The sequence below is a fragment of the Gynuella sunshinyii YC6258 genome (assembly GCF_000940805.1).
Taxonomy (GTDB): Bacteria; Pseudomonadota; Gammaproteobacteria; order Pseudomonadales; family Natronospirillaceae; genus Gynuella; species Gynuella sunshinyii.
Map to the genome: position 1 here is coordinate 6,048,524 of NZ_CP007142.1, position 20,629 is coordinate 6,069,152.

Genomic DNA, 20,629 nt, shown 5'->3' on the forward strand with positions numbered 1-20,629 from the left:
CGTTAATACAAAAAACAGGCCGACTGCCTGTTAGAATCTGGTGCTCACGACGAGACTTGAACTCGTGACCTCTCCATTACCAATGGAGTGCTCTACCACTGAGCTACGCGAGCATAACAATGGAGCGGGTAGCGGGAATCGAACCCGCATCATCAGCTTGGAAGGCTGAGGTTCTACCACTGAACTATACCCGCACAAGAAAATGGTGGAGGGGGACGGATTCGAACCATCGAAGCACGAGGCGGCAGATTTACAGTCTGCTCCCTTTGACCACTCGGGAACCCCTCCTGAGCGGGCGCAAAGTTTGCCCATATGCCCCCACCTTGTCAACAATTTTTTATTTAAAAATTCAATTTAAACAACAACTTATCATCAACAAGGCATTTGCAATACAGGAGTCTTCACACCCTTCTCGAACGCGGCGCGATAATACGCACTTAAGCTCATTGTTTCAAGCTAATTACATGTTATTAAACGGGAATTTATTTCTGGAAAATTTGATTGCAGCGATTCTAAAATTCCTTCATTAAAGTATTTAGAGCCATCTGCATTTATCACGACCCATATTGCAGAACTATCTACGGTGTTTTCTTTAATAATCGGCTTATAACCCAGTGCCTTGATTTTCGAATAAATGGCTTCTGCATTGTTTTTCTTGGAATAAACTCCCAGCGATAGACCATTTGCCAGATCGCCACTGCCAAAAACATAGCTATCTATACCACGCTGATTAAGCTCATTAAGCTTTGCTTTTGCCTCAGATAAGCTTTTGAATGGCGGCAGGTAAACCAGATAGTCCTTAACCGCCGATTGTTTTAGTGTTTCCTGACGACTAGGCATATCAAGAGCGCCAAGCCTAAGAATGACTTGAGACGCAATACTGTCGCTTGAAAATGGCCCCAGCTGAACACATTCTGTAGCACCAGTCTGCAGACTGGTTGCTATCGACTTTGCTGTTTCTGACCCGAGAAGCTTTATATTGTTTATCTGAGCCGGCGATAGATTTGAGGCAGAGGGGGACACATCTTTATCTGCGGGGGCCTTTAAGAATGACCAGCCGAACAACACAACATTTAAGAATAGCAATACAAAAAATATCCATTTCATCAGTCACAACCCCGATGAATAAACGACATTCCTTTTAAAACAAGATTCTCTTCAAGCTGATGAGAACAAGATAACAGCGACGACACCTGAGCGGCTCCTCCTCCCGTGATAGTTACATCATAGCCTTTGTGTTTAAGAGAAATATACTCAAGTGCCGCTATTGCGGACAACATAACCCCGGACCTCATACAGTCCTCTGTATTCGAGCCAGGATTCAATGAAACATCCTCTCCAATATCCAATGAGGGTAAGTTAGCCACTGCCGGGAAAGACTTTAATTGAGACTCAGGGCTCTGCAGGATGTATCCCCCCAGATGTTTCCCGTTCGCAAGGAGGTCAATCGTTAGCGCCGTTCCCACAGAAACGATTATATATTTCCTTTTTGGATAAATATGATTAATAGCAATCATATTTAAAACCCTATCAACTCCAATACTAGTTACATCCTGATACGCAAGCTGAATATAATCGGTAAGCAGCTCTGATGTGACTCGATACCATTTAACGGCATAGCGATCAAGCATAGAGACAATCCTGTCAAAATGGCCTATATCACCCACAGCAGCAAGTCTAACCGTTACTGACTGACCAGCAACCTCCTGACCAAACATTAGTTCAATTTGCCGGAAATCAGAATTACGAAACCTGCCAGACAGGTGTCCAAGCCCTCCATAGCCCTGAAATTTAGTAAAAGTATTACCTATGTCTAGATCCAGATAAGCTTTCGCCATTAACGCCCTCGCAGACTCACTTCTCCAGCATTATAATAATGCTCTCCAGTATCTGTTCCTAATATAAGCAACCCTTCTGGGGTGATCCCTTGATGTACACCAGAGATTTCGCCATCATCCCCTGCAAGAACGCAGACATTCTGACCCAGGTAAATATCGCGATCATGCCAAAGCTCAATTAGACGATCTGGTTTGCTGAAGGCCACCGTAAAACAGTTAACCAGCTCTTCAATCACGGCTGCTGCCAAAAAATTTCGGTCAACATAACCCCCTATAGCCTCTCGCAAACTTATCCAAGGCTGGCCAATAAAGACATTTTTATCCAACTGGTTACAGTTAATACCCATTCCCACAGCGAGATGAGTGTAACCTTCTGTCGACTGCTTAGCTTCCAATAATATGCCCGCCACTTTTTTGCCATTCACATATATATCGTTTGGCCACTTAATGCCTATCTCCCGAACGCCTAACGACTTTATTGCATTGTAACAAGCGACTGCACTCCAAAGACTCAATACCGAAACCTGATGGAGAGGTCGCGGAACGCGACAAGCTGCCGACATCAGTAAATTATCACCAAACTTGGATACCCAGCTTCTCCCTCGCCTCCCTTTGCCTGAAACCTGATGTTCAGTTAAGAAGAAATTAAATTTATCTACAGACTTATGAGCTAGCGCTAGACTATTAGTCGAAGGTGTTACATAGGAAAGTTCAAGATTATCAATTCGATTGCCAACAGATGGCTTGATAAATGACCAGATTTTATTTTGGTCAAGTAGAATGATGGAATCCGGCAACGATAGCTTGACTGACGACCCTACCGAGATATCCAATCCCTGGCCTGATAAGTACTCAATCGCCTCCAGTACTGCGTATGTTTCTGTCTCACACTGTTGGGCAAGTTCACCTAAATTACTCTCTTTAGTTCTAAGCAAAACTTCCAGAACATTGATAGCAACAATCAACTGCAAAGTACCTACTCCGGCCAAGCGCGAAGTAGTGGAGTGTAGCATAGGTGTTGTCGGTAATGCGTCGACCAAAGAGTTTGATCCATGGCTTCCAACCCCCCGCATCGATACATCTGTCTCCAGACCGGGGTCGTGTTAGATGCCTGACGATGTCCTACTCTCACATGGGGAGACCCCACACTACCATCGGCGATGCGTCGTTTCACTACTGAGTTCGGGATGGAATCAGGTGGGTCCAACGCTCTATCGTCGTCAAGCAATTCGCTTGCTTCGGCTTTCGCCTGGGAGCCCGTGGAATCGCTTCTCACCAGCCCCCGCTGTTCTGAACAAGTTCGTCTATCGTCTCAACAAGTCATGTGTGTCTATCTCTATCCACACTTCACGTATCTTATCAGCGCTCAACCTCGCACATCGTCGTGCTCAAAACGCCTTAGGCGTTATATGGTCAAGCCTCACGGGCAATTAGTACTGGTTAGCTCAACGCCTCACAACGCTTACACACCCAGCCTATCAACCTCATAGTCTTTAAGGGCCCTTCAGGATCCTCTAGGGATCAGTGAGACCTCATCTTGAAGGGGGCTTCCCGCTTAGATGCTTTCAGCGGTTATCCTGTCCGAACTTAGCTACCCGGCAATGCCACTGGCGTGACAACCGGGACACCAGAGGTTCGTCCACTCCGGTCCTCTCGTACTAGGAGCAGCTCTTCTCAAGTCTCATTCGTCCACGGCAGATAGGGACCGAACTGTCTCACGACGTTCTAAACCCAGCTCGCGTACCACTTTAAATGGCGAACAGCCATACCCTTGGGACCGGCTTCAGCCCCAGGATGTGATGAGCCGACATCGAGGTGCCAAACACCGCCGTCGATGTGAACTCTTGGGCGGTATCAGCCTGTTATCCCCGGAGTACCTTTTATCCGTTGAGCGATGGCCCTTCCATACAGAACCACCGGATCACTAAGACCTACTTTCGTACCTGCTCGACATGTCCGTCTCGCAGTCAAGCGTGCTTATACCTTTACGCTATCCTCATGATTTCCGACCATGATTAGCACACCTTCGTGCTCCTCCGTTACTCTTTGGGAGGAGACCGCCCCAGTCAAACTACCCACCACACACGGTCCGTAATCCCGCTTAGGGACCAACGTTAGAACCTCAAGGTGACCAGGCTGGTATTTCAAGGTCGGCTCCATTAGAACTGGCGTCCTAACTTCAAAGCCTCCCAGCTATCCTACACAAGTCACATCAAAGTCCAGTGTGAAGCTATAGTAAAGGTTCACGGGGTCTTTCCGTCTAGCCGCGGATACACTGCATCTTAACAGCGATTTCAATTTCACTGAGTCTCGGGTGGAGACAGCTTGGCCATCATTACGCCATTCGTGCAGGTCGGAACTTACCCGACAAGGAATTTCGCTACCTTAGGACCGTTATAGTTACGGCCGCCGTTTACCGGGGCTTCGATCAAGAGCTTCGCTTGCGCTAACCCCATCAATTAACCTTCCGGCACCGGGCAGGCGTCACACCCTATACGTCCACTTTCGTGTTTGCAGAGTGCTGTGTTTTTAATAAACAGTTGCAGCCAACTGGTATCTTCGACTCTCGCTAGCTCCGGGGGCAAGCCCCTTCACCGGCAAGAGCGTACCTTCTCCCGAAGTTACGGTACCATTTTGCCTAGTTCCTTCACCCGAGTTCTCTCAAGCGCCTTGGTATTCTCTACCCGACCACCTGTGTCGGTTTCGGGTACGGTTCAATATGACCTGACGCTTAGAAGCTTTTCTTGGAAGCCGGGCATTAACCACTTCGGGGACCATAGTCCCACCGTATTCAGGTCTCAGTCTTCTCACTTAAGAGAGGGAACCGGATTTGCCTAATCCCCTAACCTACACCCTTAAACCTGGATAACCATCACCAGGCTGGCCTAGCCTTCTCCGTCACTCCATCGCAGTCATATTAAGTACGGGAATATTAACCCGTTTCCCATCGACTACACCTTGCGGTCTCGCCTTAGGGGCCGACTCACCCTGCCCCGATTAACGTTGGACAGGAACCCTTGGTCTTTCGGCGTGCAGGTTTTTCACCTGCATTATCGTTACTCATGTCAGCATTCGCACTTCTGATACGTCCAGCACACCTCTCGATGTACCTTCAACCGCTTACAGAACGCTCCTCTACCGATTACATTACTGTAATCCCGCAGCTTCGGTGGCCAGTTTGAGCCCCGTTATATCTTCCGCGCAGGCCGACTCGACTAGTGAGCTATTACGCTTTCTTTAAAGGGTGGCTGCTTCTAAGCCAACCTCCTAGCTGTCTAAGCCTTCCCACATCGTTTCCCACTTAACTGGCACTTGGGGACCTTAGCTGGCGGTCTGGGTTGTTTCCCTTTTCACGACGGACGTTAGCACCCGCCGTGTGTCTCCCGGATAGTACTCACTGGTATTCGGAGTTTGCATCGGGTTGGTAAGTCGGGATGACCCCCTAGCCGAAACAGTGCTCTACCCCCAGTGGTATTCGTCCGAGGCGCTACCTAAATAGCTTTCGAGGAGAACCAGCTATCTCCGAGTTTGATTAGCCTTTCACTCCTATCCACAGGTCATCCCCAGCCTTTTCAACGGATGTGGGTTCGGTCCTCCAGTTGATGTTACTCAACCTTCAACCTGCCCATGGATAGATCACTCGGTTTCGGGTCTACACCCAGCGACTCAACGCCCTATTAAGACTCGGTTTCCCTACGCCTCCCCTACTCGGTTAAGCTTGCCACTGAATGTAAGTCGCTGACCCATTATACAAAAGGTACGCAGTCACATTCCGAAGAATGCTCCCACTGCTTGTACGTATACGGTTTCAGGATCTATTTCACTCCCCTCACTGGGGTTCTTTTCGCCTTTCCCTCACGGTACTGGTTCACTATCGGTCAGCCAGGAGTATTTAGCCTTGGAGGATGGTCCCCCCTTCTTCAAACAGGATTTCTCGTGTCCCGTCCTACTCGTGCTCATGTAATCAGGATTTCAAATACGGGGCTATCACCCTCTATGGCTCCACTTTCCAGTGGATTCTTCTACCCAGTCTTACACTTCAGGGCTAATCCCCGTTCGCTCGCCACTACTTGGGGAATCTCATTTGATGTCTTTTCCTCGGGGTACTTAGATGTTTCAGTTCTCCCGGTTCGCCTCGTACACCTATGTATTCAGTGCACGATACCCGATAAATCGGGTGGGTTGCCCCATTCGGATATGTCCGGGTCACAGGTCGTTTACCACCTCACCGAACCTTTTCGCAGGTTACCACGTCCTTCTTCGCCTCTGGCTGCCTAGGCATCCACCGTATACGCTTAATTGCTTGACCATATAACCCTAAAACGTCTTATCTTCAGGTTTATACAGCGCTAACATGATACGTGCCTTGACGCTTGTCTTGACTTTTTTCGAACTCGTCCAGATTGTTAAAGATCATGCCCAATTCGTGTGAACGCTGACCGGCTCAACTTGCGTTTAAGGAGGTGATCCAGCCGCAGGTTCCCCTACGGCTACCTTGTTACGACTTCACCCCAGTCATTGACCCCACCGTGGTAAGCGCCCTCCTTTCGGTTAAGCTACCTACTTCTGGTGAAATCAACTCCCATGGTGTGACGGGCGGTGTGTACAAGGCCCGGGAACGTATTCACCGCGACATTCTGATTCGCGATTACTAGCGATTCCGACTTCACGCAGTCGAGTTGCAGACTGCGATCCGGACTACGACCAGCTTTCTCGGATTGGCTCCACGTCGCCGCTTCGCTACCGTCTGTACCGGCCATTGTAGCACGTGTGTAGCCCTACTCGTAAGGGCCATGATGACTTGACGTCGTCCCCACCTTCCTCCGGTTTGTCACCGGCAGTTTCCTTAGAGTCCCCGGCCGAACCGCTGGCAACTAAGGATAAGGGTTGCGCTCGTTACGGGACTTAACCCAACATTTCACAACACGAGCTGACGACAGCCATGCAGCACCTGTCTCAGAGTTCCCGAAGGCACCAATCCATCTCTGGAAAGTTCTCTGGATGTCAAGAGTAGGTAAGGTTCTTCGCGTTGCTTCGAATTAAACCACATGCTCCACCGCTTGTGCGGGCCCCCGTCAATTCATTTGAGTTTTAATCTTGCGACCGTACTCCCCAGGCGGTCTATTTATCGCGTTAGCTGCGCCACCCATCTCTAAAACGAAACGGACGGCTAATAGACATCGTTTACCGCGTGGACTACCAGGGTATCTAATCCTGTTTGCTACCCACGCTTTCGCACCTCAGCGTCAGTCTTTGCCCAGGGTGTCGCCTTCGCCACTGATGTCCTTCCGATCTCTACGCATTTCACCGCTACACCGGAAATTCCACACCCCTCTGCAAGACTCTAGCAAGTCAGTATCGTATGCAGTTCCCAGGTTGAGCCCAGGGATTTCACATCCGACTTAACTCGCCGCCTACGCGCGCTTTACGCCCAGTAATTCCGATTAACGCTCGCACCCTCCGTATTACCGCGGCTGCTGGCACGGAGTTAGCCGGTGCTTCTTCTGTGGGTAACGTCAATCATGAGCATTATTAATACTCACGCCTTCCTCCCCACTGAAAGTGCTTTACAACCCGAAGGCCTTCTTCACACACGCGGCATGGCTGGATCAGGGTTGCCCCCATTGTCCAATATTCCCCACTGCTGCCTCCCGTAGGAGTCTGGGCCGTGTCTCAGTCCCAGTGTGGCTGATCATCCTCTCAGAACAGCTAAGGATCGTCGCCTTGGTGAGCCTTTACCTCACCAACTAGCTAATCCTACGCAGGCTCATCTTAGAGCGTGAGGTCCGAAGAGCCCCCACTTTCGTCCGTAGACCGTATGCGGTATTAATCCGAGTTTCCCCGGGCTATCCCCCACTCCAAGGCAGATTCCTACGCGTTACTCACCCGTCCGCCGCTCGTCATCTTCCAGCAAGCTGGAAATGCTACCGCTCGACTTGCATGTGTTAAGCCTGCCGCCAGCGTTCAATCTGAGCCATGATCAAACTCTTCAGTTTAAAATCGTCGGTCAATACACCCTAAAGTGCACTAACCCAATTTTGACTCAGTTCGCTTATCAACAATTACTTATAACGTGTACAAATGAATTGTGAGTTCGCTTACTGATAATTCTCTTATGCGTCTTACCAGCCAGCGCCCACACGAATTGCCTGATTAACTTTTAAAGATCATGCCCAACCAAGGGTCTTATCTGCTTCGGCGTTTACCCCCGAAGCGAGGCGCGCATTCTACTCTTTCGCACCTCCCTGTCAACCTTTTTTTTGAAGATTTTTTCGTCCGTCGAATCTCAACTCATCTTCAAGCCGTCTTTTTCTGACGTCTCGGTGACAAGGAGCGCGCATTTTACTCTTTCGCGCCTCCCTGTCAACCGTTTTTTTGAAGATTTTTTCGTTGAAATTCAATGACTTATCCTTGAATCTCAACCCATCTTCAAGCCGTCTTTAGGGGACGTCTCGGTGACAAGGGGCGCGAATTCTAAACTCTTTTTGCTCAACGTCAATTCTTTTTTTAACCTAAAGTCACTTTTGCAATTTTCTTTTTTCCAGCCTGAATCAAGAAAGTACCAGCAGGTAACTTTAAAGAAGCATCCACTACGGCCCAATCTACTTTTACACTGCCATTTTTTAACATGTCGCGAGCCTGTGCGCTGTTATTGGCCAGTCCGGTTTTATTTAAAACAGCGCTGATAGGAAGCTCTACCTGATCTTCCAGCGCCACATCAACTTCCGGGCAACCTTCAGGAATTTCTCCCTCGATCACAGTGTTTCCCACTCCTTTATGGGCATTTTCTGCAGCGTCTTTATCATGAAACCGCTCAACCAGCTCACGAGCCAGTACATCCTTGACATCCTGGGGGTTTCGGCCGTTTTCAACATCCAGTTTCATCTGTTCAATCTGCTCAAGACTCTGGAAGGACAGTAATTCAAAGTAGCGCCAGATAAGAGAGTCGGGCATGGTCAGAATCTTGTTGTACATTTCTCCTGGAGCATCAGTGATACCGATATAATTACCGAGCGACTTGGACATTTTTTTTACGCCGTCCAAACCTTCCAACAGGGGCATCATAATGACCACCTGTTGTTCCTGACCGTAGTTCTTTTGCAACTCCCGGCCAACCAGCAGGTTGAATTTCTGATCCGTTCCACCCAACTCGATGTCCGCCTTCATCGCAACAGAATCGTAACCTTGCACCAGTGGATACAGGAATTCATGAATCGCAATAGATTGACCTGATTTATAGCGGTTTTTGAAATCCTCTCGTTCCAGCATCCGGGCCACATTATGCTGGGCAGCCAACCGAATCATCCCGTCAGCTCCTAACTGCCCCATCCACTCGGAGTTAAAGCAGACAGTTGTCTTTTCCGGATCCAGGATTTTGAATACCTGTTCTTTATAGGTGGCAGCATTTTGCTGAATCTGCTCGGGCGATAGTGGTGGGCGGGTGGCATTTTTACCAGAAGGATCGCCAATAAGACCGGTGAAATCACCAATAAGAAACATTATCTCGTGTCCGAGATCCTGTAACTGTCTCATTTTATTCAATACAACAGTATGTCCCAGGTGAAGATCTGGTGCCGTTGGATCAAAACCGGCTTTTACCCTTAATGCTTTTCCCTTTTTAAGTTTTTCTATCAGTTCATCTTCAAGCAGTATTTCGGCAGCTCCTCGCTTGATGATTTCCAGGGACTGATTGACATCGTTCATGTGTGTTCCCACGGTTCACTCGAAAAAAGGCGCGCATTATATCATTGTGTCCGCTTAAATTAAGGACAAGGGAAAAGATAAATCAGTTTTACAACGGAAGGGTTTTAACAAAAAACCAATGTTGTTAATCTTTGTGAAACAAGTTATTGAGAGTTTCGAGTGTTACAGTCAATTACGCAACTTCCAAAAGTACACCGCTTAAGTATCGGTGCTCTGGTTCTTCTTTCTATTTTTATTATTTATTGGCCACAACCAACAAACCCCGTACAGGTATCGCTGGTGCTTCCCGATCTTCCGCAGGAGCCAAATGTGACCGAACAACGGCCTGTAAACAGCTTTACAACATTTGAAATTGTTCTCGGAGACAGCCTTTCCACGCTATTTGATAAGGCTCTGGTATCACCACAGATTATGTTAAAGCTGATTGCCGACAAGCAGCAGAAAGAGTTGTTAAAGAATATTCAACCTGGTGAAACGATGGTGTTTGAGAAAAATCCGGAAGGAGATCTAGTTGGCATCAACTATATCAAATCTCCTCTGGTAACAGAGCGATTCGACTTTGTTGATGGCAGCTTCAATCACCGCACTCTTGAGAGAACACCAGAGTATAGAACCCGATATGCGGGAGGAACGATCACCTCTTCTTTATTCCTGGCCGGGCAGCAGGCAGGAATGTCTGATGCCCTCACCATGGAACTGGCTCAAATTTTCGGTTGGGACATAGACTTTGCTCTTGATATCAGATCCGGAGACAGCTTCAGCCTTATCTATCAGGAGAAGTTTCTGGATGGTCAGTTTTTGGGCTATGGCCCGATATTAGCCGCCAAATTTACCAACAATGGAACTGAGTATGCTGCAGTTCGCTTTACCGATGAAAAAGGGCATTCCGATTTCTATAGCCCAGACGGGCGATCCATGAGGAAAGCTTTTTTGCGTACTCCGGTTGAGTTCGCTCGCATCAGTTCACCGTTCAGTCTTGGTAGAAAACATCCGATTCTTAACAAAATCCGCAACCACAAAGGCACCGATTATGCGGCGCCAAGCGGCACACCGATTAAGGCTGCTGGTGACGGCAAGATTACTTTTGCTGGCAAAAAGGGTGGTTATGGTAATGTCGTCGTCATTCAACACGGCCAAAGGTACTCTACTTATTACGCACACATGAGAGCATTTGCCAAGTCGATCCGGTCAGGCAAGATGGTGAAGCAGGGGCAAATTATCGGTTATGTAGGCATGACTGGATTGGCAACTGGTCCCCATCTTCATTATGAATTCAGGGTCAATGGCGTGCCGGTCAATCCAGTAACAGTTGAACTACCCAGTGCCGAACCCATCAAAAAGGATCTGAAAGCCGCTTTTGAACGCCATGCCACAAACATGCTTGGACAACTGTCCTCATTTGAGAGCAATGGCTTTGCCAAAGCTGATTAAAAATAGATGTAGCCCTGCTTTTTAAGTTCTTCTTCTTTAGCGGGGCCGTAGGGAACAGTGTTCACAAATGGGGGAAGCTGGTCACGGCTGATATCATGCTCCCCCATCCAGGTTTCACAGATCTGAATATCCACCACATTAAAAGCATCCAGTTTGGCTGCCAGATCAACGATTTCTTTATTTGCCTGGTAGTTCTCATGCAAAAAAGTTTCAACCTCATCACCATGCAACACCAAGGCAATGGGAACCTGCTGTTGAAATCCGAGCTGGTGGGACATCAGATCCTCTGCCCGTTTTAGAATTGAATAAATCTCATTTGAGCTATGGCTTTCAATTTCAGCCATGTAGTATCTCGGTGTGTCATCCTCAGCCCATCCCAGAACACAGACGATCGAAAGCCACACCGATAACACGAATTTCATAGACTTATCCAGTCAGATTGAAAAGGAAGACCCACATCCACAGGTTGTCTCTGCCTGGGGATTGTTGATAACGAATCGGGCTCCTTCAAGCCCCTCGATATAATTCAACTCGGAACCGGCTAGATATTGAATACTTAACATATCCACCAGAACGGAAGCTCCCTCTTTGGAGATGCAGGTGTCATCCTCCGCCTGCTCCTCATCAAAAGTAAAGCCATACTGGAAACCTGCACATCCGCCTCCGGTCACAAATACCCGCAACATCAATTGCTGGTTATCTTCCATTTCCACCAACTGCTTTATTTTGTTGACTGCGGCGTCAGTCAGGATAATCGGTTCTGCTTCGCTCATATAACCCAATAAATTTATGATAATGAAGAACCATTATCGCTAAACCCTAGTGCAGCCATCAAGTATTGTTTTGGGATTCAGGCAGGCTTAATACAGTTTTGTCATTGCCTTTTCCCGAGAAGAGCCCTTTTTTTGGCTTGGCATCATCGCGATGAAGCAACTTGCCATTGACCCTTGCTCCTAAAACCATTTCCATCATTTTATAGTGAACATCCCCCTCCACATTAGCTTTCTGGGCCAGCTCGATATGCTCGGAAGAGTAGATATCACCTTTAACGGTGCCGTTGACAATCACTTTAGGAGCTTTAATTTCGCCCTCAATAATTCCTTTATCGCTGATTTTGACCACTGCCGCTGAATCATCTTCAGCCAGAATATTCCCGGTTATCTTGCCATCGAGATGCAGCTCACCCTTTACTTTCAGATCGCCTACGACTTCAGAATTATTTGAGATTATGGTTATGTCATGTTTCACGTTTTTATCATTGCCCCACACTGCTGCCTGTCTCCAGAGCTTTCCAATCATAGAGCTTTTCCACTCTGGCAGTTTTATTCCCGGTAGCCTGTGCGACAACCTGAATCTGCTCGGGTGTAAAGCCTTCTGGAAGATTAAGCTCACCTCTTATTTCTTGAAAATATCGATACCGGAATTTGATATCGGTTTTATCCACTTCTTCAGAAATATCTTTTAGTGGAATAGTCTGTTTCTCGCCATTGCTCTGTCCAAGAATGCTGACTTCGACAAATCCCTGGATATAACGACTGTTATCGCCCACCTGCGTCAACATCAATTTGTAACGAAAACGCGACAGGTCTGTTGTCGACGTAATACTCATTTCCTGTATCCGCAAACCACTACTGTTATTGGCAGGGGCCATAATTCCTTTATACAGCGTAACTTCTTCCTGCAGACTTGCCACCTGATCTTTCAGAACTTTGATCGTCTGCTGATTTTTCTGACTTGCGACTCTGTCCACTTCAGCGCCTTTTTCGGCAGTCGCTGCTCTGAAAACAGCGCTTTCCAGTTGCCGGGTCAGATCCTTCACCTGAGATTGTAAATTTACGATCTGCTCATCTTTGTGGTTGTCATTGACAAAGCTGAGCTTGCGGTCGTGACCATACCAATACCCCCCCAAGACTGCACTTGAAAGCAATATCAGCATCAAAACAGCCTTAAAAAATTTCCACCAGGGGTGGTAGTACCCAACTACCAAACGTTTTTGTTTGCTACCTTTCACTCTAGCCATTTTGTTCTAAACATCTCGCTTATTATTAATTACTAGAAGCCTTACTATTCAGTATAACCGAGTCGGCACATTCTTCTGGAAAAAAGTAGTAAAACTGACTGTCTACAGATGATTCGGTTATGACCACGCCGGCTTGGCCATCATAACAACTCTATGCGCTGCTAACACTTGATCTCTACAGCTATGACAGCTTTGTCATATTTCCATGAATACCGCTATACTGGCGCTCACGGAGAACAGCTACGTTTCTTCCTATCATGTCAGGTCTCATGCTGACTGAACCGATATATATCAACTGTCTTATCACCAGTCTTTGGTATTGTCACGGCACATGTCATTGTGCCTTCAGCAGCATATCCGGTTATTTCAAACATTTGTGGATTTCAATTCAATCATGAGTAGTGCTAATAAGGAATCGACACCTTCCGGCAGTGGTAATATTGAGCAACCCAGTAATATTGTCAGAAGATTTCTAAACAAGGATAAAACTCCGCTCTCCATACTGATACTTTCCTCTATTATTGGCGTTGTGGCCGGGGTTTTCGCCAGCTACTTTGAAATTGGTATTCATGCCATTGCGGCACACAGAACGGACTTTATACGCGAATCACTACCTGCCTGGGTTGTCTGGTTTTTTGCCTTTTTGATCAGTGCATCACTGGCCAGTATAGGCTATTACCTGACTCAGCGGTTCGCGCCGGAAGCCGCCGGCTCGGGCATCCCGGAGATAGAAGGTGCCATGGATAATCTTCGTCCGGTCCGCTGGTGGCGGGTACTACCGGTTAAGTTTATCGGCGGTCTTGGTTCCCTGGGTTCAGGAATGATTCTGGGGCGTGAGGGCCCCACCGTTCAGATGGGCGGTAATATCGGTCGTATGATGTCGGATATATTTCGTCTGAAAAGCGAAGAGGGTAAACATTCACTACTGGCAGCTGGCGCTGCCGCTGGCCTTTCGGCGGCCTTTAATGCGCCACTGGCGGGCACCATGTTTGTCATCGAAGAGATGCGCCCTCAGTTTAAGTACAGCCTGATCGCCATCAAAGCAGTGTTCCTGGCATCCATCACGGCCAACATTGTATTCCGGGTCATTCATGGCCAGGATGCGGTCATTACCATGCCCAGCTATGAGCCACCTGAACTGCGGAGTCTCTGGCTCTATCTGGTACTGGGAATACTATTCGGCATCATGGGTGTGCTGTTTAATAAAATGGTCGTAAAAGCTCTCGACCATTTCGCTAAACTCTATCGAGGCAGTCGTTGGCGGCAGCTTGGTATCGGAGCGTTCATTGGCGGTTCGTTTGGAATTTTGTTGTTGTATATTCCAGAGCTCACCGGTGGTGGACTGCAACTTATTCCGCAAGCCACCAATGGCGCCTACAGTCTGATGATCCTGCTGGCACTGTTTATTGGCCGGGTATTCCTAACCCTCGTCTGTTTTGGCTCGGGTGCTCCAGGGGGCATTTTTGCGCCCATGCTCGCCATAGGGACATTGTTTGGTACGTTTTTCGGGCTGGCCTCTCAGGCATTATTTCCAACAATGAATATCGAACCGGGCACATTCGCCATAGCAGGTATGGGCGCACTGTTCGCCGCAACTGTGAGAGCACCTTTGACAGGCATCACACTGGTGATTGAAATGACCAATAATTATCACCTGATCCTGCCATTGCTGATAACCTGTCTGGGAGCCACCATGCTGGCTCAGTTGCTTGGAGGACGCCCCATTTATTCTCAATTACTGGAGCGCACTCTGCGCGAAAGCCTGAGGAAACAACATAAAGAAGAACAGAACGCTGAGCAGCAAACACAGGAAGCGGACACAACGGCACAGAAGTCTGCCCCATAATTTACCAATAAGACCGTTACGAGAGAGGAGAAACTGATGCTTTATCTTTGGATTAAAGCTTTGCACATCATTGCCGTTGTCACCTGGATGGCCGGTATCTTTTACCTGCCAAGACTGTTCGTCTATCACGCCATGACTGATGATGAAGCTGGCAGGGAACGCTTCAAAATAATGGAGCGCAAACTTTACCGGGGCATTATGGTGCCATCCGAAATTGCAGTGTTGATTCTGGGTGTCTGGTTGTTATGGCTGAATCCGGGCTGGCTATCCCAGGGTTGGCTACATGCCAAATTACTGCTGGTTGTACTGCTGATTGGCTATCAGCACTGGCTCAGTTATCTGATGAAACAGTTCCGTGCTGACCGAAATACCAAAAGTGACAAGTTCTATCGGGTCATTAATGAACTGCCTGTCTTTATTTTGATTGGCACTGTCATTCTGGTAGTAGTCAAACCATTTTGATTCAAGACCTGGCACCTGCCAGGCCTTGTAAATGACATCAGAGTAAATCGCTGCGATCTTCGTAGAGCTTACGGATTTCGCGGGAGTGTCCAAGCTGCAGGGCCTTAGCAGCTTTTTCCTGCAGCTTGGCATGCGCAACCGAACGAATCAGCAGTTTCACCGCCGGCACGTTGGCCGGACTGACCGACAACTCTGAAACTCCCAGTCCGACCAGAATACTGGCCATATCCGGGTCAGCCGCCATATTTCCACATACCCCCACCCATTTACCATGAGCTTTGGCGGCCTTGACGGTCATGTCGATCAGTTTCAACAATGCCGGGCTATAGCTATCCGCTTCCGCAGCCAGTTGTGGATGCAACCGATCCATTGCCAATGTGTACTGGGTCAGATCGTTGGAACCTATGGAAAAGAAATCAACTTCTTTGGCCAGATGATCCGCCAGCAATGCGGCCGATGGCACTTCGATCATAATACCCAGCGGTAATACCGGTGCATTCAGCTCCCGACGAACCTGTTCAGCAATATCACGCGCCACTTGCCACTCAGATAACTTGGCAATCATCGGAAACATAATGTGAATGCCGGACGACACCTGTTGTTCATGCTGCCAAATCGCGGTCTGGTATATGGCTTTAAGCTGATTACGGAACATGGCTTCATTACGCAATGATAACCGTATTCCCCTCACCCCCAGAAAAGGATTGTCTTCATGGGGCATGTGCAACCAGGACACCGGCTTATCACCGCCGATATCTGCAGTTCGCACAATTAACTGCCGGCTTCCCAACACGGAAACGATCTGTTTTAACGATTCGTATTGCTCATCGACCGTCGGTTCAACAGCAGATGCTTCAAACATAAACTCAGTCCTGAGCAGACCAACGCCCTCACCACCGTTTTCGAGCACAGATTGAGCATCCTGTGGTTTGGCAATATTACATACCACTTCGATACCCACACCGTCTGTTGTCACGGCTGCTTCAAATTTTTGGGAGTTTTCTACATCCTGAATATCTTTCCAGGCTTTGATCAGCTGATCTGCCTGCAACCGGGTTTGCTCGTCTGGTTCAACTATCAACGTTGCCGCCTGAGCATCCAGCACTGCGGCCTGATCATCTGACAGCCGCTCCAAAAGACCGGTTCCAGCCCCGACAATTGCCGGAATGCCAAGCGCTCTGGCCAAAATCGCCATGTGGCTGTTTGGTCCGCCCAGTTCGGTACATATTGCCTTAATCGGCACCTGATCAAGATAGGCCGTTTGCGAGGGCGTCAGTTCTGAAGCGACCAGGATAAAATCCCGGTCATGGGGAAACTGAAAACCGTCTCCTTTGTTCTCCAGAATTCGCGCTACACGCTGGGCAACATCGTACATATCTGCGGCGCGTGCCTTTATGCGTTCATCTTCGAGCGCCTCAAGCGCGGCTATCTGATCCTTTAAAGCCCGATCCCAGGACCAGGCCGCCTTATGGCCTTCCCGAATAATATCTTTGGCCGTGGCCACAATAGAATCATCTCGCAACAGCTGTTGTTGAGCCTTAAAAATCGCTGCATCTGCAGGCGCAGATTGTTGCATCTGTTGGTAAAGTTCGGTCAACTGATCGAATGCCCTGAGCAATGCTGCGTCCAACGCCCGAAGCTCCTCTTCAGGGTCGGTTGCTGTTTTCTGCAACTGCAGCTCTTCTTCTTTAAAGACATAGATGCCTGCACTGGCGATACCGGGTGAAGCTGCAGCACCTTTGACAATCAATCGTCCCAGAGGATTTTCGATGGACTTCAACCCCTGTAATGGATTGTAACTGGCATGGCCGCCTGCCTCTGCTTCATTGTCCAACCCCTGAGCCAGCATATCAGCCAAATAAGATACTGCTGCTTCCGCCTGAGGCCCCTGAGCAGAAATGATCAGTTCATCTTCAAAGCTGGCACCAAGGGTCAAAATGGAAGCCATCGATTTAGCATTCACAGCTTTATTGCCAAAACGAATACGAATGTCAGTATCGCTATATCCTGCCGCCTGTTCAGCCAACAGCGTTGCCGGACGCGCATGCATACCGGCTTTATCAATAATTCTAACCTGACGATGAACTGGAAAGTCTTCAGCCATTGATGTAGTTTCGCGAGTTACCTCCTGCCCCAACGCCTCTGCAATTTCAATCGCGCTGGCAGTACTACCCAACCGCCGGGCGAGAGTTTCATCCATAACCACATTGGTCAGCTTACTCAGTACCTGCAAGTGTTCATCGCTATTGGCAGCAATGCCAACCGCCAAATGCACCATCTCTCCCCGATCATTCCACACCACTCCCTGCGGAAACTGAGCCACAACAATACCGGTTTTGAGCACCAGGTTTTTAGCTTCAGCATTACCATGAGGAATCGCAACACCGTTGAGCAGATAGGTACTGACCTGTGCCTCACGGGCTTTTAATGCATCACTGTAATCGGCAGCCACATAGCCGCTTTTCAACATTTGCTCAGCCAATAAATTAAGCGCCTCGTCTTTGGATGCGACAGACTGTCGAATCAGAATATCATCAAGTGACAGGGTCAATCCGGACTTTGGATCCGACTCAGTTGGCCGGCGGCACGGGTTCCGAAACATCAGACGCATGTTTACCGGAAAAGATTTTCTTAAAAAAAGACATGGCCACTCCTGCTATTTATAAATAAACCAAGCTCTGATGATCGCCATGTACATCAACCAATTCATCAGAGCACTCTGCTCACAAATACTGTTCCATATGCTGATAAATATCTGCCACAACCTCTCCCTGCCCGGTTCCGGACAGCTCGGCGAATACTTCAGCAACACCTTTTTGTTTGATCAACTCATGCATTTCCGCCACTTGCGGGTCTTCGTCATTGTGAAAATGCATGGCCGCTGCAGCTCCCAATAAAAGTTTATCCACTGGCAGTGAAAATGACAGTGCGGTCGATAATGGGCTTGCAATGCGCTCTCCACGGCTCAGCTTGCGAATCGGCTGGCGGCCGACCCGTGCGACATCATCCACGATATAAGGATTTTCAAAACGCTTGATGATTTTATCGATGTACGCCTGATGCGCAGCGGGATCAAAATGATGCTTGGCGATCAACGCCGCACCTGACTGTCCCATGACGGCACGCACTACTGCATTAACCCGCGTATCAGCAATTGCTTCGGCTATGGTATTAAATCCAAGATACTGCCCGACCCAGGCACAAACGGCATGGCCGGTATTAAGTGTAAACAGTTTGCGCTCCACTCCGGCTTCCAGATTATCCACCGCCGTCATACCGGGAATATCCGGTACCTCTCCAGCAAAGGCCGATTTTTCCACCAGCCACTCACAGAATTCTTCCACCCTGACAGCCAAAACGTCATCTGTCTTCTCCATCGGAGGCACAATACGATCAACCGCCGCATCAACAAAGGCCACCCACGATGGCAACTCAATCGGCAATTGTTCGAGTACCAACTGCTTTAATTGAGAGGTCGCTCTAACTGCATTTTCACAGGCAATAATATTCAAAGGCTCAGTACGGCCATGCTGTACTGCCAGCTCAATACCACGAACAAGGGCAGGTGCAATCCACTTCAGAACATTCGGTCCGACTGCCGTAGTGACAAGCTCTGCATCAACCAGTGCATCGATCAACGCCTGACTGTTGGAGTCCACGCCATCGACCGGACCGACCTCAACAGACTGTCGGCTTTCGCCGACCACTTCTACAGAGTATCGACGACGCTTCGACAGAGCCTCTACAAGCTCTTTTTGTACATCTGCAAATATCACTTTGTATCCGGCCTGGGACAACAACATACCGATAAATCCCCGGCCAATATTGCCCGCCCCGATCTGAACAGCCGTTTTCATATCTTTCTCCAAGTTTCTGACTATAAAAGAAGAAAGGTCTTAACGATTTCTCATTAAGACCCTCATGCGACAAATTCAGGCTTTCAGGCGGGCGACAAGATCGTCGTAAAAGGCACCATCCATGAAGTTGCCAATACTGAAATGCTGAGCGGAAGGTAATTTTTGCTGAGCCCGGGGAGTCAGCTCCGCCTGCGTAATCACAATGTCGGCATCTGCCAGATCATTGATAGCAAGGTTGATCACTTCGATATTTAGTCCGGCGTCTTTGACTTTATTGCGCAAAACAGTCGCGCCCATCGCCGATGAACCCATACCGGCATCACAAGCCACGACTATTTTCTGTACTTTCGAAGAGGACAATACCGCGCCTTTGGACTCAGCTTTCATCGCTGCCATATCTGCCTGAGCGGCAGCCAGATCGGTGGTTTCAGTGTTATCCATGCGAATAAAAATGGCGGCCACAACAAAGGAAACGGCTGCTGCTGCTGCAATGGAAGCCCAGGTCAGCAGAATACCGGCCCCTTTGGTGGACATCAGTGTCAACGCAAAAATAGAACCAGGAGATGGTGGACCAGCCAAACCGTTGCCAAACATCATGTTCACAGTCACGCCTGTTACCCCCCCGGCGATCACAGCGAGAATCAGACGGGGTTTCATCAATACATAAGGGAAATAAATTTCGTGGATACCACCAAGAAAGTGAATGATGGATGCACCGTAAGCGGATGATCTGGCTGCACCTTTGCCAACCAGCATAAAGGCCAGCAACACTCCCAGCCCCGGTCCGGGGTTGGTTTCAATCAGATAAAAAATGGATTTACCCACGGCAGCTGACTGCTCAGCCCCCAACGGCGTGAATACACCATGATTGATGGCATTGTTCAGGAACAGAATTTTGGCCGGTTCAACAATAATGGACACCAGCGGCAATAACTTATGATCGACGATCCAACCGACACCGGCTCCCAGCCCCTGGGTCAATACCTGAACAACCGGACCAATAACCACATAAGCCAGCAATGCGGTAATCATACCGAGGATGCCGATAGAAAAGTTATTGACCAGCATTTCAAAGCCGGCTTTCACTTTACCGTGAACCGTTTGATCGAATTTTTTGATGACGTAGCCGCCCAAAGGACCCACGATCATAGCGCCCAGGAACATCGGAATATCTGCACCGACGATAACCCCCATGGTGGTAATGGCACCGGCAACTGCACCCCGGTCACCACCAACCAGTTTGCCGCCGGTGTAACCGATCAGCAGAGGCAAAAGATAATTGATCATCGGACCGACCAACGCCGCCAGAGTCTCATTGGGCAGCCAGCCGGTTGGAATAAACAGTGCGGTAATCAGGCCCCAGGCGATGAACGCACCGATATTCGGCATGACCATGGCACTGAGGAAACGCCCAATTTTCTGGACGCCAACTTTCAAGTTGTTTGTCTGCGACATAAAGTATTCCTCAAAT

At 48.6% G+C, this 20,629-nt stretch carries 14 protein-coding genes, 3 tRNA genes and 3 rRNA genes; 3 read left to right on the plus strand and 17 right to left on the minus strand.

Features of this window, described 5'->3' with window-relative positions; genetic code table 11:
* Nucleotides 1–38: 38 nt before the first annotated feature.
* From YC6258_RS25100 to tyrS, 10 genes are all read right to left on the minus strand, one after another.
* Nucleotides 39–113: transfer RNA gene (locus YC6258_RS25100), tRNA-Thr, on the minus strand.
* A 7-nt stretch (nt 114–120) separates the two neighbouring features.
* Nucleotides 121–194 (minus strand) — tRNA-Gly (locus YC6258_RS25105).
* 9 nt (nt 195–203) lie between these two features.
* Nucleotides 204–288: transfer RNA gene (locus YC6258_RS25110), tRNA-Tyr, on the minus strand.
* Between the two features lie 168 nt (nt 289–456).
* A complete protein-coding gene (locus tag YC6258_RS25115) occupies nt 457–1,107 on the minus strand; it encodes an SPOR domain-containing protein (RefSeq protein WP_044619317.1) in 651 nt (216 codons plus the stop codon).
* The gene (locus YC6258_RS25120; RefSeq protein WP_044619318.1) at nt 1,107–1,838 is read right to left on the minus strand and encodes a type III pantothenate kinase; all 732 of its coding nucleotides are present in this window, start codon (nt 1,836–1,838) and stop codon (nt 1,107–1,109) included. The genes YC6258_RS25115 and YC6258_RS25120 overlap by 1 nt, the downstream gene beginning before the upstream one ends.
* Nucleotides 1,838–2,809: a biotin--[acetyl-CoA-carboxylase] ligase gene (locus YC6258_RS25125; RefSeq protein ID WP_044619319.1), complete on the minus strand. Its 972-nt coding sequence runs from the start codon at nt 2,807–2,809 to the stop codon at nt 1,838–1,840. Before YC6258_RS25125 ends, YC6258_RS25120 begins: the two co-directional genes overlap by 1 nt.
* 138 nt (nt 2,810–2,947) lie before the next feature.
* Nucleotides 2,948–3,063 (minus strand): 5S ribosomal RNA (rrf, locus tag YC6258_RS25130).
* Between the two features lie 184 nt (nt 3,064–3,247).
* Nucleotides 3,248–6,147: ribosomal RNA gene (locus YC6258_RS25135) — 23S ribosomal RNA — on the minus strand.
* Nucleotides 6,148–6,294: 147 nt separating this feature from the next.
* Nucleotides 6,295–7,834: ribosomal RNA gene (locus YC6258_RS25140) — 16S ribosomal RNA — on the minus strand.
* The 16S, 23S and 5S rRNA genes sit together here, the layout of an rRNA operon.
* A gap of 511 nt (nt 7,835–8,345) precedes the next feature.
* Nucleotides 8,346–9,542, minus strand: a complete 1,197-nt coding sequence (gene tyrS, locus YC6258_RS25145) for a tyrosine--tRNA ligase (RefSeq protein WP_044619320.1) — start codon at nt 9,540–9,542, stop codon at nt 8,346–8,348.
* Nucleotides 9,543–9,701: 159 nt separating this feature from the next.
* Between tyrS and YC6258_RS25150 the strand changes: the two genes are divergently transcribed.
* Nucleotides 9,702–10,973 carry a M23 family metallopeptidase gene (locus YC6258_RS25150; protein ID WP_044619321.1) on the plus strand — a complete coding sequence of 424 codons (1,272 nt, stop codon included), beginning with the start codon at nt 9,702–9,704 and terminating at the stop codon, nt 10,971–10,973.
* Here YC6258_RS25150 and YC6258_RS25155 read toward each other — a convergent pair.
* From YC6258_RS25155 to YC6258_RS25170, 4 genes are read right to left on the minus strand one after another with little or no spacing between them, the layout of a single operon-like run.
* The gene (locus YC6258_RS25155) at nt 10,970–11,395 is read right to left on the minus strand and encodes a DsrE family protein (RefSeq protein WP_052830570.1); all 426 of its coding nucleotides are present in this window, start codon (nt 11,393–11,395) and stop codon (nt 10,970–10,972) included. The genes YC6258_RS25150 and YC6258_RS25155 overlap by 4 nt on opposite strands.
* Nucleotides 11,396–11,407: 12 nt before the next feature.
* Nucleotides 11,408–11,746, minus strand: a complete 339-nt coding sequence (gene erpA, locus YC6258_RS25160; RefSeq protein WP_044619323.1) for an iron-sulfur cluster insertion protein ErpA — start codon at nt 11,744–11,746, stop codon at nt 11,408–11,410.
* A 58-nt stretch (nt 11,747–11,804) separates the two neighbouring features.
* Nucleotides 11,805–12,272 (minus strand): bactofilin family protein, encoded by a 468-nt coding sequence (locus YC6258_RS25165; RefSeq protein WP_082070891.1) that lies wholly within the window; start codon nt 12,270–12,272, stop codon nt 11,805–11,807.
* Nucleotides 12,229–12,909 (minus strand): DUF6776 family protein, encoded by a 681-nt coding sequence (locus tag YC6258_RS25170; protein ID WP_052830571.1) that lies wholly within the window; start codon nt 12,907–12,909, stop codon nt 12,229–12,231. Before YC6258_RS25170 ends, YC6258_RS25165 begins: the two co-directional genes overlap by 44 nt.
* A 478-nt stretch (nt 12,910–13,387) precedes the next feature.
* Between YC6258_RS25170 and clcA the strand changes: the two genes are divergently transcribed.
* Together clcA and hemJ are read left to right on the plus strand one after the other, a co-directional pair.
* Entirely contained in the window at nt 13,388–14,839 is a 1,452-nt protein-coding gene (gene clcA / locus YC6258_RS25175) for a H(+)/Cl(-) exchange transporter ClcA (protein WP_044620408.1), read from the plus strand.
* Nucleotides 14,840–14,875: 36 nt separating this feature from the next.
* A complete protein-coding gene (gene hemJ, locus YC6258_RS25180; protein ID WP_044619326.1) occupies nt 14,876–15,301 on the plus strand; it encodes a protoporphyrinogen oxidase HemJ in 426 nt (141 codons plus the stop codon).
* Between the two features lie 37 nt (nt 15,302–15,338).
* On the opposite strand, the gene ptsP is transcribed toward hemJ, so the two are convergent.
* The 3 genes from ptsP to YC6258_RS25195 all read right to left on the minus strand — a co-directional run bounded on the left by ptsP (nt 15,339) and on the right by YC6258_RS25195 (nt 20,613).
* Nucleotides 15,339–17,852 carry a phosphoenolpyruvate--protein phosphotransferase gene (gene ptsP / locus YC6258_RS25185; protein WP_169749027.1) on the minus strand — a complete coding sequence of 838 codons (2,514 nt, stop codon included), beginning with the start codon at nt 17,850–17,852 and terminating at the stop codon, nt 15,339–15,341.
* A gap of 172 nt (nt 17,853–18,024) precedes the next feature.
* On the minus strand, nt 18,025–19,158 hold the full coding sequence (locus YC6258_RS25190) for a mannitol-1-phosphate 5-dehydrogenase (protein ID WP_044619327.1): 1,134 nt from the start codon (nt 19,156–19,158) through the stop codon (nt 18,025–18,027).
* A 75-nt stretch (nt 19,159–19,233) separates the two neighbouring features.
* Nucleotides 19,234–20,613 (minus strand): PTS mannitol transporter subunit IIBC, encoded by a 1,380-nt coding sequence (locus YC6258_RS25195; RefSeq protein ID WP_044619328.1) that lies wholly within the window; start codon nt 20,611–20,613, stop codon nt 19,234–19,236.
* Nucleotides 20,614–20,629: the final 16 nt, after the last annotated feature.

What these genes read in the sequence shown, in the direction of transcription:
- YC6258_RS25115 (WP_044619317.1), bottom strand. Translation starts at nt 1,107, where the DNA reads ATGAAATGGATATTTTTTGTATTGCTATTCTTAAATGTTGTGTTGTTC.
- YC6258_RS25120 (WP_044619318.1), bottom strand. Translation starts at nt 1,838, where the DNA reads ATGGCGAAAGCTTATCTGGATCTAGACATAGGTAATACTTTTACTAAA.
- tyrS (WP_044619320.1), bottom strand. Translation starts at nt 9,542, where the DNA reads ATGAACGATGTCAATCAGTCCCTGGAAATCATCAAGCGAGGAGCTGCC.
- YC6258_RS25155 (WP_052830570.1), bottom strand. Translation starts at nt 11,395, where the DNA reads ATGAAATTCGTGTTATCGGTGTGGCTTTCGATCGTCTGTGTTCTGGGA.
- erpA (WP_044619323.1), bottom strand. Translation starts at nt 11,746, where the DNA reads ATGAGCGAAGCAGAACCGATTATCCTGACTGACGCCGCAGTCAACAAA.
- YC6258_RS25165 (WP_082070891.1), bottom strand. Translation starts at nt 12,272, where the DNA reads ATGATTGGAAAGCTCTGGAGACAGGCAGCAGTGTGGGGCAATGATAAA.
- YC6258_RS25170 (WP_052830571.1), bottom strand. Translation starts at nt 12,909, where the DNA reads ATGCTGATATTGCTTTCAAGTGCAGTCTTGGGGGGGTATTGGTATGGT.
- clcA (WP_044620408.1), top strand. Translation starts at nt 13,388, where the DNA reads ATGAGTAGTGCTAATAAGGAATCGACACCTTCCGGCAGTGGTAATATT.
- hemJ (WP_044619326.1), top strand. Translation starts at nt 14,876, where the DNA reads ATGCTTTATCTTTGGATTAAAGCTTTGCACATCATTGCCGTTGTCACC.
- YC6258_RS25190 (WP_044619327.1), bottom strand. Translation starts at nt 19,158, where the DNA reads ATGAAAACGGCTGTTCAGATCGGGGCGGGCAATATTGGCCGGGGATTT.
- YC6258_RS25195 (WP_044619328.1), bottom strand. Translation starts at nt 20,613, where the DNA reads ATGTCGCAGACAAACAACTTGAAAGTTGGCGTCCAGAAAATTGGGCGT.